At 68.3% G+C, this 13,868-nt stretch carries 12 protein-coding genes and 1 pseudogene; 11 read left to right on the top strand and 2 right to left on the bottom strand.

Annotated features, from left to right (window positions below; translation table 11 throughout):
• Window positions 1-33: 33 nt before the first annotated feature.
• The 4 genes from BLU62_RS13740 (at window position 34) to BLU62_RS13725 (ending at window position 3,529) form a co-directional block, all read left to right on the top strand.
• The gene (locus BLU62_RS13740) at window positions 34-957 is read left to right on the top strand and encodes a F0F1 ATP synthase subunit gamma (protein ID WP_074850074.1); all 924 of its coding nucleotides are present in this window, start codon (window positions 34-36) and stop codon (window positions 955-957) included.
• Window positions 958-1,024: 67 nt separating this feature from the next.
• Window positions 1,025-2,473 carry a F0F1 ATP synthase subunit beta gene (gene atpD, locus BLU62_RS13735; protein ID WP_074850073.1) on the top strand — a complete coding sequence of 483 codons (1,449 nt, stop codon included), beginning with the start codon at window positions 1,025-1,027 and terminating at the stop codon, window positions 2,471-2,473.
• A gap of 9 nt (window positions 2,474-2,482) precedes the next feature.
• Window positions 2,483-2,863 carry a F0F1 ATP synthase subunit epsilon gene (locus tag BLU62_RS13730; RefSeq protein WP_074850072.1) on the top strand — a complete coding sequence of 127 codons (381 nt, stop codon included), beginning with the start codon at window positions 2,483-2,485 and terminating at the stop codon, window positions 2,861-2,863.
• Window positions 2,864-3,070: 207 nt separating this feature from the next.
• Window positions 3,071-3,529, top strand: coding sequence for a DUF2550 domain-containing protein (locus BLU62_RS13725; RefSeq protein WP_074850071.1), 459 nt, complete (start codon window positions 3,071-3,073; stop codon window positions 3,527-3,529).
• A 47-nt stretch (window positions 3,530-3,576) separates the two neighbouring features.
• Here the strand turns inward: BLU62_RS13725 and BLU62_RS13720 are convergent, their stop codons facing one another.
• Window positions 3,577-4,191: a cob(I)yrinic acid a,c-diamide adenosyltransferase gene (locus BLU62_RS13720; protein ID WP_074850070.1), complete on the bottom strand. Its 615-nt coding sequence runs from the start codon at window positions 4,189-4,191 to the stop codon at window positions 3,577-3,579.
• A 56-nt stretch (window positions 4,192-4,247) separates the two neighbouring features.
• Between BLU62_RS13720 and murA the strand changes: the two genes are divergently transcribed.
• The 7 genes and pseudogenes from murA to BLU62_RS13685 all read left to right on the top strand — a co-directional run bounded on the left by murA (window position 4,248) and on the right by BLU62_RS13685 (window position 12,955).
• Window positions 4,248-5,504: a UDP-N-acetylglucosamine 1-carboxyvinyltransferase gene (gene murA / locus BLU62_RS13715; protein ID WP_074850069.1), complete on the top strand. Its 1,257-nt coding sequence runs from the start codon at window positions 4,248-4,250 to the stop codon at window positions 5,502-5,504.
• Window positions 5,505-5,655: 151 nt separating this feature from the next.
• Window positions 5,656-6,927, top strand: a complete 1,272-nt coding sequence (gene mdo / locus BLU62_RS13710; RefSeq protein ID WP_074850068.1) for an NDMA-dependent methanol dehydrogenase — start codon at window positions 5,656-5,658, stop codon at window positions 6,925-6,927.
• A 94-nt stretch (window positions 6,928-7,021) separates the two neighbouring features.
• Window positions 7,022-8,113: a MadB family AAA-type ATPase gene (locus tag BLU62_RS13705; RefSeq protein ID WP_074850067.1), complete on the top strand. Its 1,092-nt coding sequence runs from the start codon at window positions 7,022-7,024 to the stop codon at window positions 8,111-8,113.
• A pseudogene (gene madC / locus BLU62_RS13700) lies at window positions 8,110-9,650 on the top strand (MadC family VWA domain-containing protein). The gene BLU62_RS13705 and the pseudogene madC overlap by 4 nt, the downstream one beginning before the upstream one ends.
• 70 nt (window positions 9,651-9,720) lie before the next feature.
• Window positions 9,721-10,896, top strand: coding sequence for an iron-containing alcohol dehydrogenase (locus BLU62_RS13695; protein ID WP_074850066.1), 1,176 nt, complete (start codon window positions 9,721-9,723; stop codon window positions 10,894-10,896).
• Window positions 10,896-12,287: a MadS family sensor histidine kinase gene (locus tag BLU62_RS13690; RefSeq protein WP_074850065.1), complete on the top strand. Its 1,392-nt coding sequence runs from the start codon at window positions 10,896-10,898 to the stop codon at window positions 12,285-12,287. Before BLU62_RS13695 ends, BLU62_RS13690 begins: the two co-directional genes overlap by 1 nt.
• Window positions 12,284-12,955 (top strand): MadR family response regulator transcription factor, encoded by a 672-nt coding sequence (locus BLU62_RS13685; protein ID WP_074850064.1) that lies wholly within the window; start codon window positions 12,284-12,286, stop codon window positions 12,953-12,955. Before BLU62_RS13690 ends, BLU62_RS13685 begins: the two co-directional genes overlap by 4 nt.
• Window positions 12,956-12,964: 9 nt before the next feature.
• Here BLU62_RS13685 and mftM read toward each other — a convergent pair whose 3' ends face one another.
• Entirely contained in the window at window positions 12,965-13,822 is an 858-nt protein-coding gene (mftM, locus tag BLU62_RS13680; protein WP_074850063.1) for a mycofactocin oligosaccharide methyltransferase MftM, read from the bottom strand.
• Window positions 13,823-13,868: the final 46 nt, after the last annotated feature.

Below are 13,868 nucleotides of genomic sequence, written 5' to 3'. Positions count from 1 at the left end.
ACGGACATTGCGATAAGGAAGGGGTGAGGGCTCATGGCCAGCATTCGTGAGCTGCGCTCACGCATCCGGTCGGTCCAGTCGACCAAAAAGATCACCAAGGCTCAGGAGCTGATCGCGACCTCGCGTATCACCAAGGCCCAGGGTCGCGTCGCGGCGGCGAAGCCGTACTCGGAAGAGATGACGACGGTGCTCTCCGAGCTCGCGAGCAACTCGGGTTACCTGGACAACCCGTTGCTGAACGAGCGCGAGAATCCCAAGCGTGCGGCGATCCTGGTGGTCACGAGCGACCGCGGCATGTGCGGTGGCTACAACGCCAACGTGCTCAAGGCGACCCGTGAACTCATCGCGCTGCTGCGCGAGGAGGGCAAGGAAGCCGTGCTGTTCGTGATGGGTCGAAAGGGTGTGGGGTTCTTCAACTTCCGCGGCCTGACCGTCTCGGACTCGTGGACGGGCTTCTCGGAGGCGCCGAAGTACATGGACGCCGCCGAGCCGACACAGTTCCTGGTGGATCTGTTCGCGGCCGGCTCGGGCACCGAGGTGGAGCGGCCGGGTGGCGACGGCGTCCTCGAGGGCGTCGACGAACTGCACCTGGTGTACACCCGGTTCCAGTCGATGCTGTCGCAGGTACCGGAGGTCCGCCGGGTGGCGCCGCTGGTCGTGTCCGAGGAGGACGAGTCGTCCGACGAAACCCCGTCTCGGAACTACACGTTCGAGCCGGGCGCAGATGCCCTGCTCGACGCGCTGCTGCCGAAGTACGTGGCAACGCGGGTGTACGCGGCACTGCTGGATTCGGCCGCATCGGAGTCGGCTGCTCGCCGTACCGCCATGAAGGCGGCGACCGACAACGCCGAGGAACTGGCCAAGACGTATTCGCGTGAGGCCAACCAGCTCCGTCAGGCCCAGATCACCCAGGAAATCAGCGAGATCGTCGGTGGTTCGAGCGCACTGGCCAACTAGCCGCAGCGCCCCCGAGTCCTGACGACGAGAACCAATACTTCGATCAAGAGGAAGTGACCCAAGCACCATGACCGCAGCAGTAGAAACCCCCTCCGCGCAGTCGGCGGGTTCCGCCGACGGGCGGGTCGTCCGCATCATCGGCCCCGTGGTCGACGTCGAGTTCCCCCGGGGCTCGATCCCTGAGCTGTTCAACGCCCTGCACGCCGAGGTCACCCTCTCCTCGGTCGCCAAGACCCTGACCCTCGAGGTGGCGCAGCACCTCGGTGACAACCTGGTGCGCACGATCTCGATGCAGCCCACCGACGGCCTCGTCCGCGGTGCGGCCGTCTCCGACACCGGCAAGTCGATCGTCGTGCCGGTCGGCGACGTCGTGAAGGGTCACGTCTTCAACGCCCTCGGCGACTGCCTCGACAGTCCCGGCCTGGGTCGCGACGGCGAGCAGTGGAGCATCCACCGCAAGCCCCCGGCCTTCGACGAACTCGAGGGCAAGACCGAGATCCTCGAGACCGGCATCAAGGTCATCGACCTGCTGACCCCGTACGTCAAGGGCGGCAAGATCGGTCTGTTCGGTGGTGCGGGCGTCGGCAAGACCGTCCTCATCCAGGAGATGATCACGCGTATCGCGCGTGAGTTCTCCGGCACCTCGGTGTTCGCCGGCGTCGGCGAGCGCACCCGTGAGGGCACCGACCTCCACCTCGAGATGGAGGAGATGGGCGTCCTCCAGGACACCGCCTTGGTGTTCGGCCAGATGGACGAGCCGCCGGGCACGCGTATGCGCGTGGCTCTGTCGGCGCTGACCATGGCGGAGTACTTCCGCGATGTGAAGCACCAGGATGTGCTGCTGTTCATCGACAACATCTTCCGCTTCACGCAGGCCGGTTCGGAGGTCTCGACCCTCCTCGGCCGTATGCCGTCCGCGGTGGGTTACCAGCCGACCCTGGCCGACGAGATGGGCGAACTCCAGGAGCGCATCACCTCGACCAAGGGCCGCTCGATCACCTCGCTGCAGGCGATCTACGTCCCCGCCGACGACTACACCGACCCGGCGCCGGCGACCACCTTCGCGCACCTCGATGCGACCACCGAGCTCTCGCGTCCGATCTCGCAGCTGGGTATCTACCCCGCCGTGGACCCGCTGACCTCGACCTCGCGAATCCTCGAGGCGTCCATCGTGGGCGACGAGCACTTCCGCGTCGCCAACGAGGTCAAGCGCATCCTTCAGAAGTACAAGGAGCTGCAGGACATCATCGCCATCCTCGGTATGGACGAGCTGTCCGAAGAGGACAAGGTCACGGTGCAGCGTGCCCGCCGTATCCAGAAGTTCCTCGGCCAGAACTTCCTCGTCGCCGAGAAGTTCACCGGTCAGAAGGGCTCGGTCGTCCCGCTCGCGGACACCATCGAGGCATTCGACCGTGTCGCCAAGGGCGAGTTCGACCACCTGCCCGAGCAGGCGTTCAACAGCTGCGGTGGACTCGACGACGTGGAGGCCGCCGCCGCCAAGATCGCCGGAAAGTAGCGGTAATCCATGGCTGAGAAGTCCTTCCACGTGGAGGTTGTCTCCGCGGATTCGAGCCTGTACTCGGGCGAGGCCACTTTCCTGATCGCGCAGACCACGGTCGGCGAGCTGGGCATCCTGGCCAACCACGAGCCGCTCCTGGGCCAGCTGGTCCCGGGTGGCTTCGTGGTGATCGTCGAGGAGAACGGCAATCGCCGCGCGGCTGCGGTCGAGGGCGGATTCCTGTCCGTCACCGGCGCGGCCGTCACGGTGCTCGCGGAATCGGCCGACTGGGCCGACGACGTCGACATCAACGCGGAGAAGACCGCACTCGAACAGGCTGAGCCGGACTCCCCGGAGTACCACCGTGCTCACGCGCGTTTGACTGCGGCACAGCACCTTTCGAAGTAACACCCTCGCTCGCGCGGCGGTCACCTCTGCCGGTCATCGGATTTAGATCCGGTGGCCGGCCGAGGTCGTTTCGCGTCCGATGTGCGTGATCTGGCATGCTGGTTTCACAGCCCCTGTCACGCACGCCGCAGTTCCCCGTCGATCGATTGTTCCCGACGATCAGACGGTGGTCGCGGCGTACGCGGAGACCGCACAAAGGAGTAGGTGATGTCGCTGCCCGTCGTGTTGCTCAGTGTGCTGCTGGTGCTCGCGATCATCCTCTGCGTGCTGCTGGCGGTCCGCCTCGCGCAGCTCCGGCGCGTCGGGACGCCGATCCTGTTGCGCACCATCCCCGCCGAGGTCGATCAGGGCTGGCGGCACGGGACCGTGCACTACAGCGACAACTCACTCCGGTATTACCGGCTGGCCTCCCTGCGGCCCGGGCCCAACGTCACCTTCGCGCGACAGGGCGTCGAGATCTCGGGTCGTCGACGCCCGGAGGGTACGGAGACCGAGATCCTCGAGGGGATGACCATCCTGCAGGTGCACACCACCGGGAAACTCTCGACCACCGGCAAGGGCAAGGACGGCTACGAGCTCGCCATGGGGTCGGGCGCGGTGACCGCCTTCCAGTCCTGGCTGGAGTCCCGTCAGTCCGCGCGTTCGCAACGGCGCAAGAGCGCCTGACCCCACGGGGCCCCGCCGATGCGGTGGGACCCGATTTCGTGGATCTGTCAGTCCTCGGAGGCCTCCGGGCGTGCGCGGTTGCCGCCCGGTACCCATTTCACGTCGCCCAGAGTCCCGTCGGGAGCCCGGTTGGCCACCCGCGACAGGATGAACAGCAGGTCCGAGAGTCGGTTGAGGTACTTCGCCGGCAGCACACTCGTGTCGTCCGGGTAGGCCGCCACCGCGGCCCACGCCGAACGCTCCGCGCGGCGCGTGACCGTCCGTGCCTGGTGGAGGAGAGCGGCCAGGGGAGTACCGCCGGGGAGGATGAAGGAGTCGAGCGGCGGCAGATCCGCGCCGAAGTCGTCACACCAGCCCTCGAGGGCGTCGATGTACTCCTGGGCGATCCGCAGGGGCGGGTACTCGGGGTCGTCGACGATGGGTGTGGAGAGGTCGGCTCCGGCGTCGAACAGATCGTTCTGCACCGTGCCCAGCACCGCGGCGATCTTCTCGGGTACGACGCCGCCGAGGGCCAGGGCCATGCCGATCGCGGCGTTCGCCTCGTCGGTGTCGGCGTAGGCGACCACGCGCGGATCGGTTTTCCGAACGCGCGAGAAGTCACTCAGGCCGGTCGTACCGTCGTCGCCGGTGCGGGTGTAGATCCTCGTCAGGTGAACTGCCATGCGTTGAATGTACTGCGTGCGATGAGGGCCGGACGGCGGCGGATAAGGTGGCATGCGTGAGCGATCGGTTTCTGGTGTCGGGCGGGGCACGTCTGTCTGGTGAGGTGTCTGTCGGGGGCGCCAAGAACAGCGTGTTGAAGCTGATGGCGGCAGCTTTGCTGGCGGAGGGGACGACGGTACTGACCAATTCGCCGGAGATCGCCGACGTCCCGCTGATGGCCGACGTGTTGCGCGGTCTGGGGGCCGTCGTGGAGATGGACGGCGACACCGTGTCGATCACGGCGCCGGCCGAGCCGAAGTTCCACGCGGATTTCGCCGCGGTCCGGCAGTTCCGCGCCTCGGTGTGCGTTCTCGGGCCGCTGATGGCCAGGTGCCATCGGGCGGTGGTGGCGCTGCCTGGTGGTGACGCGATCGGGTCGCGGCCCCTGGACATGCATCAGGCGGGTCTGCGCGCACTCGGGGCGACCAGCTCGATCGAGCACGGATGCGTGGTCGCCGAGGCCGATGCGCTCGTCGGTGCCCCGATCGCGCTCGAGTTCCCCTCGGTGGGCGCCACCGAGAACATCCTGATGGCCGCCGTCCTCGCCGAGGGACAGACGACGATCGACAACGCCGCACGCGAGCCGGAGATCGTCGACCTCTGCGTCATGCTGCAGCAGATGGGTGCGCAGATCGAGGGCGCCGGCACGTCCACGCTGACGGTGAACGGGGTGGACCGGCTCCACCCGACGACCCACCGCGTCGTGGGGGACCGCATCGTCGGTGCGACCTGGGGCATCGCCGCCGCGATGACGCGCGGTGACGTCACGGTGCGCGGTGTACAGCCCGAACACCTGCAGCTGGTTCTCAACAAGCTCGTCGACGCCGGAGCCCGGGTCGACACATTCGACGACGGCTTCCGGGTGCGCCACGACGGCCGGCCGGTCGCGGTCAACGTCTCGACGCTGCCGTTCCCGGGATTCCCGACCGACCTGCAGCCGATGGCCATCGGACTCGCTGCCATCTCCGACGGCATGTCCGTCATCACCGAGAACGTCTTCGAGGCCCGGTTCCGCTTCGTCGAGGAGATGGTGCGCCTCGGTGCCGACGCCCGCACCGACGGCCACCACGCGGTGATCCGCGGTATCGAGCGGCTGTCCAGCGCACCGGTCTGGTGCTCTGACATCCGCGCCGGGGCCGGCCTGGTTCTGGCGGGTCTGGTGGCCGACGGTGTCACCGAGGTCCACGACGTCGAGCACATCGACCGCGGATACCCGCATTTCGTCGAGATCCTCCGCAGCCTCGGCGGCGAGATCGAACGCGTGACCGACTAGTTCGAGTGCCCCACCTGTCCGATCGGACAGGTGGTACCCCCGTCCCATCGGACCGACCCTGTCCGCCTAGGGTCAGGACCCCTTGTGGCTGTTGTGATCTGAGCGACATTCTCGTTGTGGCAGACCCAAACGTCACAAGGAGTTCACCCCCATGGCCATTGAGCTGAACCAGATCTGGGACTTCCCGATCAAGGAGTTCCACCCGTTCCCGAAGGCGAAGCTGGGCGTCGGCGCGCACGACATGCTCGGTGTCGAGGCCAAGGAGCTCGGCATCACCCGTGCCCTGCTGATGACGACGGGCCTCCGCGGTTCGGGCATCATCGAGGAACTGATCGGCAAGATCGAGTACCAGGGCGTCGACGTGGTGCTCTTCGACCAGGTGGAGTCCAATCCCAAGGACTACAACGTCATGGACGCCGCGGCGCTGTACCAGTCGGAGAAGTGCGACGGCATCATCTCGGTCGGTGGTGGCTCGAGCCATGACGCCGCCAAGGGCGCCCGCATGGTGATCGCGCACGACGGCCGCAACATCAACGAGTTCGAGGGCTTCTCCAAGGCCACGAACAAGGAGAACCCGAAGCACATCGCGGTCTCGACGACCGCCGGCACCGGCTCGGAGACCTCCTGGGCCTATGTCATCACCGACACCTCGGACATGAACAACCCGCACAAGTGGGTGGCCTTCGACGACACCTGTCTCGTCGACCTCGCGATGGACGACCCGCTGCTCTACTACTCGTGCCCCGAGCACTTCACCGCCTTCTGCGGCTTCGACGTGCTGGCCCACGCGAGCGAGCCGTACGTCTCGCGCCTGGACTTCGCCCCGTCGCTCGGCAACGCCAAGTACTCGATCGAGCTCATCCGCGATCATCTCCGCACCGCGGTCTACGACCCGCGCAACCTCGCCGCCCGTACCGGCATGATGTACGCCCAGTACATCTCGGCCCAGGCGTTCAACTCCGGTGGCCTCGGACTGGTGCACAGTCTGTCCCACGCGGTCAGCGCGTTCTACGACAGCCACCACGGACTCAACAACGCCATCGCGCTGCCGCGCGTGTGGGAGTACAACCTGCCGTCCCGCTTCGAGCGGTACGCCGAGATCGCCGCGCTGCTGGGTGTCGACACCTCGAAGATGACCACCGTGCAGGCCGCCGACGCCGCGGTCGAGGAGGCCATCCGCCTGTCGAAGGACCTCGGCATCCCGGACAACTTCGGACAGTTGTCGACCAACAGCTACGACAAGAACCGGATGAACACCGGCAAGTACGAGGGTCGCGGCGAGGGCATCGACACCTCGGAGAAGCAGATCAAGGCCATCGCCGAGCACATGATGGGCGACTGGTGCACTCCGGGCAACCCCCGCGAGAGCACCGTCGAATCGCTGATCCCGATGGTGACGCACGCCTTCACCGGCAGCTACTGATCGCCCGCGAACCCGTGCCCGGAAGGGGAAAACCCTGCCGGGCACGGGTTCGCACACCCATGACACCGCACTGTCGAAGGAAGGTCCCGATCCGATGACGCACACCTCCGCCGGTCTCACCCGCGTGGCGGACGCCGACGAAACAGCCCGCTTCGCATCCGCAGAAGAGCTCACCGCCGCCCTGGGCGAGCAGGGATATCTCATCGGACCGGAGCTCGCGGTCGTCGTTCACCTGGCCACGCTGCTCGACCGGCCGCTGCTCCTCGAGGGACCGGCCGGAGTCGGCAAGACCGAACTGGCCAAGGCGCTGGCCGCGGCGTCGGGGCGTGAGCTCATCCGTCTGCAGTGTTACGAGGGACTCGACGACTCGCGTGCGCTCTACGAGTGGGACTACGCGCGCCAGTTGCTCCACGTGCAGATGCTGCGGGATCGCATCAGTGCCGAGTTGTCCGCGGAGACAAGTCTTTCCGCGGCGTCGTCGGCCCTGGCGCGCGCCGAGGTCGGCGTCTACACCGAGGACTTCCTGGTGGCGCGCCCGCTGCTCGCCGCGATCACCTCGACGACCCCCACCGTGCTGCTCGTCGACGAGATCGACCGCACCGACGAGGCGATGGAGGCCGTCATGCTCGAGGTGCTCGCCGAGCGACAGGTGTCGGTACCCGAACTCGGCACGTTCACCGCGCGATCGTCGCCGTGGGTGATCCTGACGTCCAACGACACCCGTGAACTCTCCCCGGCCCTCAAACGCCGGTGCCTGCACTTCCAGGTCGACTATCCGGATCCGGAGACCGAGCGCGCCATCGTCGCGGTGCGCGCGCCCGACATCGAGGACGAGGTCATCGGCGAGGTCGTGGACCTCGCCCGGCGGCTTCGCGACCTCCCGCTGCGCAAGAGTCCGTCGATCGCCGAGGTCATCGACGCCGCTCGAGCGGCGTCGTACCTCAAGACCACCGGACCGCGTCCGGACGCCGGTGCAGAAGCCGGCCCCGCCGACGCCGCGTTGCTCTCGCTGCTGGTCAAGTTCGGCACCGACCTCGATCTCGCCCGTCGTGCGCTGTCGCCGGCAGCTCCCGAAGTGGCTCTCGCGGAGGTCGGAGTCGACGGCACGACGCCGTCAGGGTCGGTCACGGCACGGGCGTTCGGTGCCGGGCGCGCCCGGAGCGCCGGGGCGCGCGCAGGCCGATGACCGTGCTCACGCGTCCGAAGGGAACGGCGCGCAGGCACGAGATCCTCGACCTGCTCGCGGTTCTGTTCGGACATGCACTGCGCGGTGCCGGGGTGGCGGCGTCGCCCGCGGAGGTGATCGAGATCCGGCGGACCCTGAGCATCGTCGGAGCCGGTGACCTGACCGTGCTGCGGGCCGCCCTGCGCAGCGTTTCCGTCAAATACGGTTACGAGACAGAAGGTTTCGAGCATGCCTTCGATGTCTTCTTCCTGGACGCCGACTCCGGGCCCGACCGGGAGCCGGACCTGCCCCGCCCGCGGGGTACCGCCGCGGACCTGCCCGACGACGTCGTCTGGGACGAGGACTTCGAGGGGGCGGCCAGGCGTATCGGCGCCGACGAACACACCGAGGAGATCGGCGATCTGATGGCTCCCGATCCCGACGCCGGCGAGCGGCACGGGGAGAGCGCACATCGCGAGGAGAACGACTTCACCGTCTCGGCCGGCGCCGAGCAGCTGGGTGTCGACCCGGACAGCGGCTCGGTGAGCGGGGAGTGACCTACACCGTCGAGATCGACTCCGCCGACTCGGCATCGGTCGGCGAACTGACCGGTGCCGCCGCCCGGGTGGAGAGCAAACCCCTGGGCTTGTCCGGCGCGGCCGCGATCCTGGCCGCCCTCGACGCCTACGACCCGCGCAGTGCGTACGGCACGGACGGGAACGCCGACCTCGACGATGCGCGTCGCACCGAACTCGAACGCGCGCTGGCGGCGTTCGTCGACGCGTTCACCGCACGCCTCGAGGCGGCCGGGCTCACCGGCGACGCACCGGGCGGCTCCGCGCCGATGCGGACCGAACAGGCCGACATCGACCGTGCCTGCCACCGGCTCGTCCAGCGCATGCGCGGCGCGCCGCGACGGGTGATCGGTACGGGAGACCGCGGGACCCTCGACATCCGGGCGACGATGCGCGCCGCGGTGGCCACGGACGGCGTGCCGGCGGAACTGTGGCGGCGTCGTCCCCGCCCGGGCCCGGTGCGGCTTCTCGTGCTCGTCGACGTGTCACTGTCCGTGCGGCCCGTCACCGGGTTCATCCTGAGGCTGGCGCAGACCCTGCACCGGTTCGGCGACCGGTGCGAGGTCGTCGCCTTCGTCGACCGGCCCGTGCGCGTCACCACGGCTCTTCGTGCGGCGTCCGCCGACGCCGCGCTGGCGGCCGTGCTCGCCGCCGACGGCCTCGACCTGGCCGCGACCAGCGACTACGGACAGATGTGGGCCGGACTGCTCGGCGAGTTCGGCGACCTCATCACGCCGCGTACCTCGGTGCTCGTCGTCGGCGACGCGCGCAGCAACGGATTCGACGCCCGTACCGACCTCGTCGCCGAGATCGGCCGGCGTGCGCATCGTCTCGCCTGGGTGACCCCCGAACCGTCGCGCTACTGGACGCAGTCGGGCTGCGCGATGGCCGACTACGCCGAACACTGCAGCGGCGTCGTCAGCGTTCGGGACGGTGCCGAGATGCTGGCGCGCTGTGATGAACTCGGTGCAGCGCTCAGATGAGGTGAGTAGCGTCGAAACTGCCGGTGGCGCACGACGAGATCATCGGCCCGCGGTGATCGGAGGACAACGGATGCAGGGTGGCACGGGCCGACGACGCCCCGGCCATGTCGCCAAGTTCCACGCCCCCGAGATAGTGCTCGGACCGGGTGCGTTCGGCGAGGTCCCGCAGGCCACGTCGGGCCTCGGGATGCGCCGCCCGCTGGTGGTGAGCGATCGCGGTCTGGAGCGCACACGCTGGTATGCGCAGCTGATGTCCGGGCTCGCCGACGCCGGGCTGGACGCGGCCTCGTTCCTCGACGTGTCGCCCAACCCGCGGGCCGGCGAGGTCACCGCCGCTTTCCTCGCCTACAAGGCGCACGATGCGGACGGACTCGTCGCACTCGGCGGTGGATCGGTCATCGACGCGGCCAAGGGGGTCGCCGTCCTCGCCTCCAACGGCGGCCACATCCTCGAGTACGAGGGGATCGATCGCGCCCGCCGCCCGTTGCCGCCGCTCGTCGCCGTGCCCACGACCGCGGGGAGCGGCGCCGACGTCTCCCAGTTCTGCATCATCAACGACGGCCAGCGCCGTACCAAGGTCACCATCATCGGCCGGTCGCTGGTGCCGGATCTGTCGGTGAGCGATCCGGAACTGCTCACCACGGTGCCGGCCGAGGTCACCGCCCAGGTCGGCATGGACGTCCTCACGCACTGCGTCGAGGCCTATGTCTCGATCGCGCACGGGCGGATGACCGATTCGCTGGCGCTGGAATCGATCCGCGGAGTCTGGACGCACCTGGAGCGGCTCGTCGACGACCCGCTCGACAAGGTTGCAGCCGAGGAGATGTCGCTGGCGTCGCTGCGGGCCGGAATGGCGTTCACCAATGCGATCCTCGGTGCGACCCATGCGATGAGCCACCCGGTCGGCGGGCACTGCGACGCCCCGCACGGTGCGATCAACGCGGTGCTGCTGCCACACGTCATCCGCTACAACGCGGAGGTGTGCGCCGACGGATTCGTCGACCTCGCCGACGCGATCGGCCTGCCCACCGACGGAAATCCGCGCATGGTCGCCGACCGTCTGGCCGACGCGGTGGCCGGTCTGGGTGCACGAGTCGGGATGCCGGAGTCGTTGGAGCCGTTGGGTGTTCGCGTCGGGGATCTCGACCGCCTCACCACGCACGCCCTCGCCGACTCGTGCATGACCACCAATCCGCGACGTCCCCAGGCGGCCGGGATCCGTGAGCTGTACGCGGCGGCCCTGTGATGGCCGTCCCCAGACCCGGCCCGGACCCCGAGCCCGAAAACGTACCCGCCCAGTCCGACCTCGACAGCCTCGTCGGACTTCGCAGCGTCAAGGGCAGCCACTACGCGCAGTATCGCGGGGTCGAGGCCCGGCTCAGCCGGGTGGTCGGCGCCCTCGAACGGATCTCGCGAGCGTTGGTACGCACCGCGGAAGGAACCGAGGCACTGGTCATCGCGGTGGTCGAGGCCGCGCGTGACCACCTGGGCGCGGAGTGGGTGGTCTTCGGGCTCGCCGACGGACGTCTGGAGCGATCCGCCCCGCGACACCTGATCAGCTCCGGGAGCGGGCGGCTCTACGCGTTCGAGGGATCGGCGACGGCGTCACCACCCGACGGACTGCCCGACGAGGTTCTGAACCGGCTCAACGACATCCTGCGCGGCCACGAGCCCCTGTTGCATCGCCCGATCCTGTCCACCGACCACGTCCACGTCCCGGTCGAACTCGACGGCAGTGTCGTCGGCGGCTTGTCGGCATGGGCTCCGGCCGATCGCGTCGTCGACCCGACCGACGTCGTGGTACTCCGAATCCTGGCCAGCCAGGCGATCGTCGCCCTGCTCAACGCCGAACTCTTCTCCGAAACACACCGTCACGCAGCCGAATTGGCCGAACGAAATGACGAGCTCGAACGCACGCAACGTGAGCTGTCCGCCGCGATGCGTGCCACGGTCCTCAACGAGGAGAGGTCGCGGATCGCCCGAGAGCTGCACGATTCGGTGACCCAGTCGGTGCTGTCCGCAGGAGTGCAGATCGAGCTGTGTCGCGACCTCGTCGACGGGGCGGCACTCGAACGGTTGCAGATGGCCGGCCGGCTGACGAAGGAGGCGGTCGAGCAACTGCGGACGTTCATCTACACGCTCAACAACGCCGCGAGCGTGCCGTCGCCGAGCGTGCGCGAGGTCCTCACCGAACTGTGCTCCCTGCACATGCCGCCGGACCTCACCACCGCGGTCCGCATCCGCGGCCGTACCCGCGAGCTGACCGACGACGTCCAGCACGCGCTGCTCCGGATCGCGGGCGAGGCACTGTTCAACGCCGCGATCCATGCGCGGGCCGCCGAGGTCACGGTCACGCTCACCTACGCACCCGAGCAAGTGTCCCTGTCCGTCGACGACGACGGCGTCGGCGACCCCGAACACCTGCGGCGCGTCCTGCGAACCGCGTCGCTCGGCGACCTCGCCGCCGGACGTCACCGCGGCCTGGCGAACATGGCCTCGCGTGCCGCCGAGCTCGACGGTGAGATCCGAATCCGCCGGTCACGGGCGGGTGGCATCCGCGTGACCGCGATCCTGCCGACCGGTGCGGGACCCGCGCCCGCCGCCGATCCAGTGACCACGACCAGGGAGTTCCTGTGAGCACCGAGAAGACAAGCAGCGGCAAGCAGGTCAGGCCCATCCGGACCCTGCTGGTCGACGATCACGCCCTGCTCCGTGAGGGGATGCGCTCGCTCCTCGAACGCGAGGACGTCGTCGAGGTGGTGGGTGAGGCCGGCTCACACGATGCCGCGCTCGCCGAGGTGAACGCGTGCCGCCCGGACGTCGTGGTGGTGGATCTCAAGCTCTCCGCGGGCACCGAGTACGAGGGATTGCGTCTCATCAAGGAGGTCGCGCATCGTCATCCCGAGGTCGCGGCGCTCGTGCTCACCACATTCCTCGACGACGACCTGGTGGTGCGGGCGGTGCGGGCCGGCGCCCGGGGGTACGTCGTCAAGGATGTCGACACCACCGAACTGGTGCGGGCGATCCAGGCCGTCTCCACCGGTGGCAGCGCCTTCGATCCGCGCAGCGCCGCGGTCGTGTTGCGGACGGTCTCGGGGGAGGCGGAGACCACCGAGACGCTCAGCGATCGCGAACGCGAGGTCCTTCGACTGTTGGCCGACGGCATGTCCAACAAGCGGATCGGGGAGACGCTCTACATCTCCGAATCAACCGTGAAGTTCCACATCCGCAACATCATTCGCAAGCTCGGCGTCACCAAGCGGACCGATGCGGTCTACATCGCGAGCAAACGGGGCCTCATCTGACGGCAGCCCCTACGGCGTGAGGACCAGCCAGCCGCCGTGGTCGACGAACATCTCTGCCCCGGAATGGTCGGCACTGTTCGCCCAGGTGCGCAGGTCCTTCTCGGTCAGCCGGAGACGGTGACCGAAGTGGGGACTCGGTTCCTCCTCGAACGGAACCGCGACGATCACCCGATGCCTCGCCACCCGCAGAGCCTCGGCGAGCGCCATCTCCACACCGACGGCGTCGAGATGTTCGAGCAGATGGATGAGGGAGACCGTGTCCACGGAGTCGTCGTCGAAGGGGAGCGCGGTCGCGTCACCGACCACGGCGTCGACCGGTAGACCGAGCCGATGTGATGCGGCGGAGAGCAGCGACACCGCGCCCGGCGAGATGTCGCAGGCCGAGACGTCGTACCCGTCCATCGCGCAGCCCAGCGCGAAGAAGCCGAAGCAGGAACCGACCTCGAGGACCGACGCCCCGGTGACGAGCGAATGCGCGCGCCGGTGCACAGGTGCGAATGACGATGCCCCGCAGCGGAGTTCGCGGATCGAGTTCTCGTAGAACGCCGACCATGCATCCGCCGAGGTGCCCGCCGAGGTCCGGATGATGCCCACCGCCGCGGATTCGAACTGTTCCTGACCGGACAGCGCCCCGGCCTCCACCAGTGAGACCAGACCGTCGACGACCACCGAGTCGGAGATCGTCTTCTCGTCGAAGGGGTGGGCGATCTGCAGCACGCCGGCCACCCGTCGCCAGGACAAGAATCCGCACCGGGCGAAACCCCTGGGAACAAGCCCGGATCGAAGGACCAGTGGCTCGCGCTCGCGCACCGGGGAGGAGTCGAGAAGGGTGCTCGGTGAGGTCGTCGACTGATCGATGGCGGTCATGAATCGACCGTAGAAACATCCTGACCTGCGCATAACTGGCCGAGAA

Origin of the sequence: Gordonia westfalica, assembly GCF_900105725.1 — a bacterium.
GTDB classification, from domain to species: domain Bacteria; phylum Actinomycetota; class Actinomycetes; order Mycobacteriales; family Mycobacteriaceae; genus Gordonia; species Gordonia westfalica.
This window is presented reverse-complemented; position numbering and strand designations above follow the sequence as displayed.

Coding starts and splice junctions, on each gene's coding strand:
- BLU62_RS13725 (WP_074850071.1), top strand. CDS start 3,071: ATGTCGCTGCCCGTCGTGTTGCTCAGTGTGCTGCTGGTGCTCGCGATC.
- BLU62_RS13690 (WP_074850065.1), top strand. CDS start 10,896: ATGGCCGTCCCCAGACCCGGCCCGGACCCCGAGCCCGAAAACGTACCC.
- mftM (WP_074850063.1), bottom strand. CDS start 13,822: ATGACCGCCATCGATCAGTCGACGACCTCACCGAGCACCCTTCTCGAC.
- mdo (WP_074850068.1), top strand. CDS start 5,656: ATGGCCATTGAGCTGAACCAGATCTGGGACTTCCCGATCAAGGAGTTC.
- BLU62_RS13705 (WP_074850067.1), top strand. CDS start 7,022: ATGACGCACACCTCCGCCGGTCTCACCCGCGTGGCGGACGCCGACGAA.
- BLU62_RS13720 (WP_074850070.1), bottom strand. CDS start 4,191: ATGGCAGTTCACCTGACGAGGATCTACACCCGCACCGGCGACGACGGT.
- BLU62_RS13695 (WP_074850066.1), top strand. CDS start 9,721: ATGCAGGGTGGCACGGGCCGACGACGCCCCGGCCATGTCGCCAAGTTC.
- BLU62_RS13740 (WP_074850074.1), top strand. CDS start 34: ATGGCCAGCATTCGTGAGCTGCGCTCACGCATCCGGTCGGTCCAGTCG.
- BLU62_RS13730 (WP_074850072.1), top strand. CDS start 2,483: ATGGCTGAGAAGTCCTTCCACGTGGAGGTTGTCTCCGCGGATTCGAGC.
- atpD (WP_074850073.1), top strand. CDS start 1,025: ATGACCGCAGCAGTAGAAACCCCCTCCGCGCAGTCGGCGGGTTCCGCC.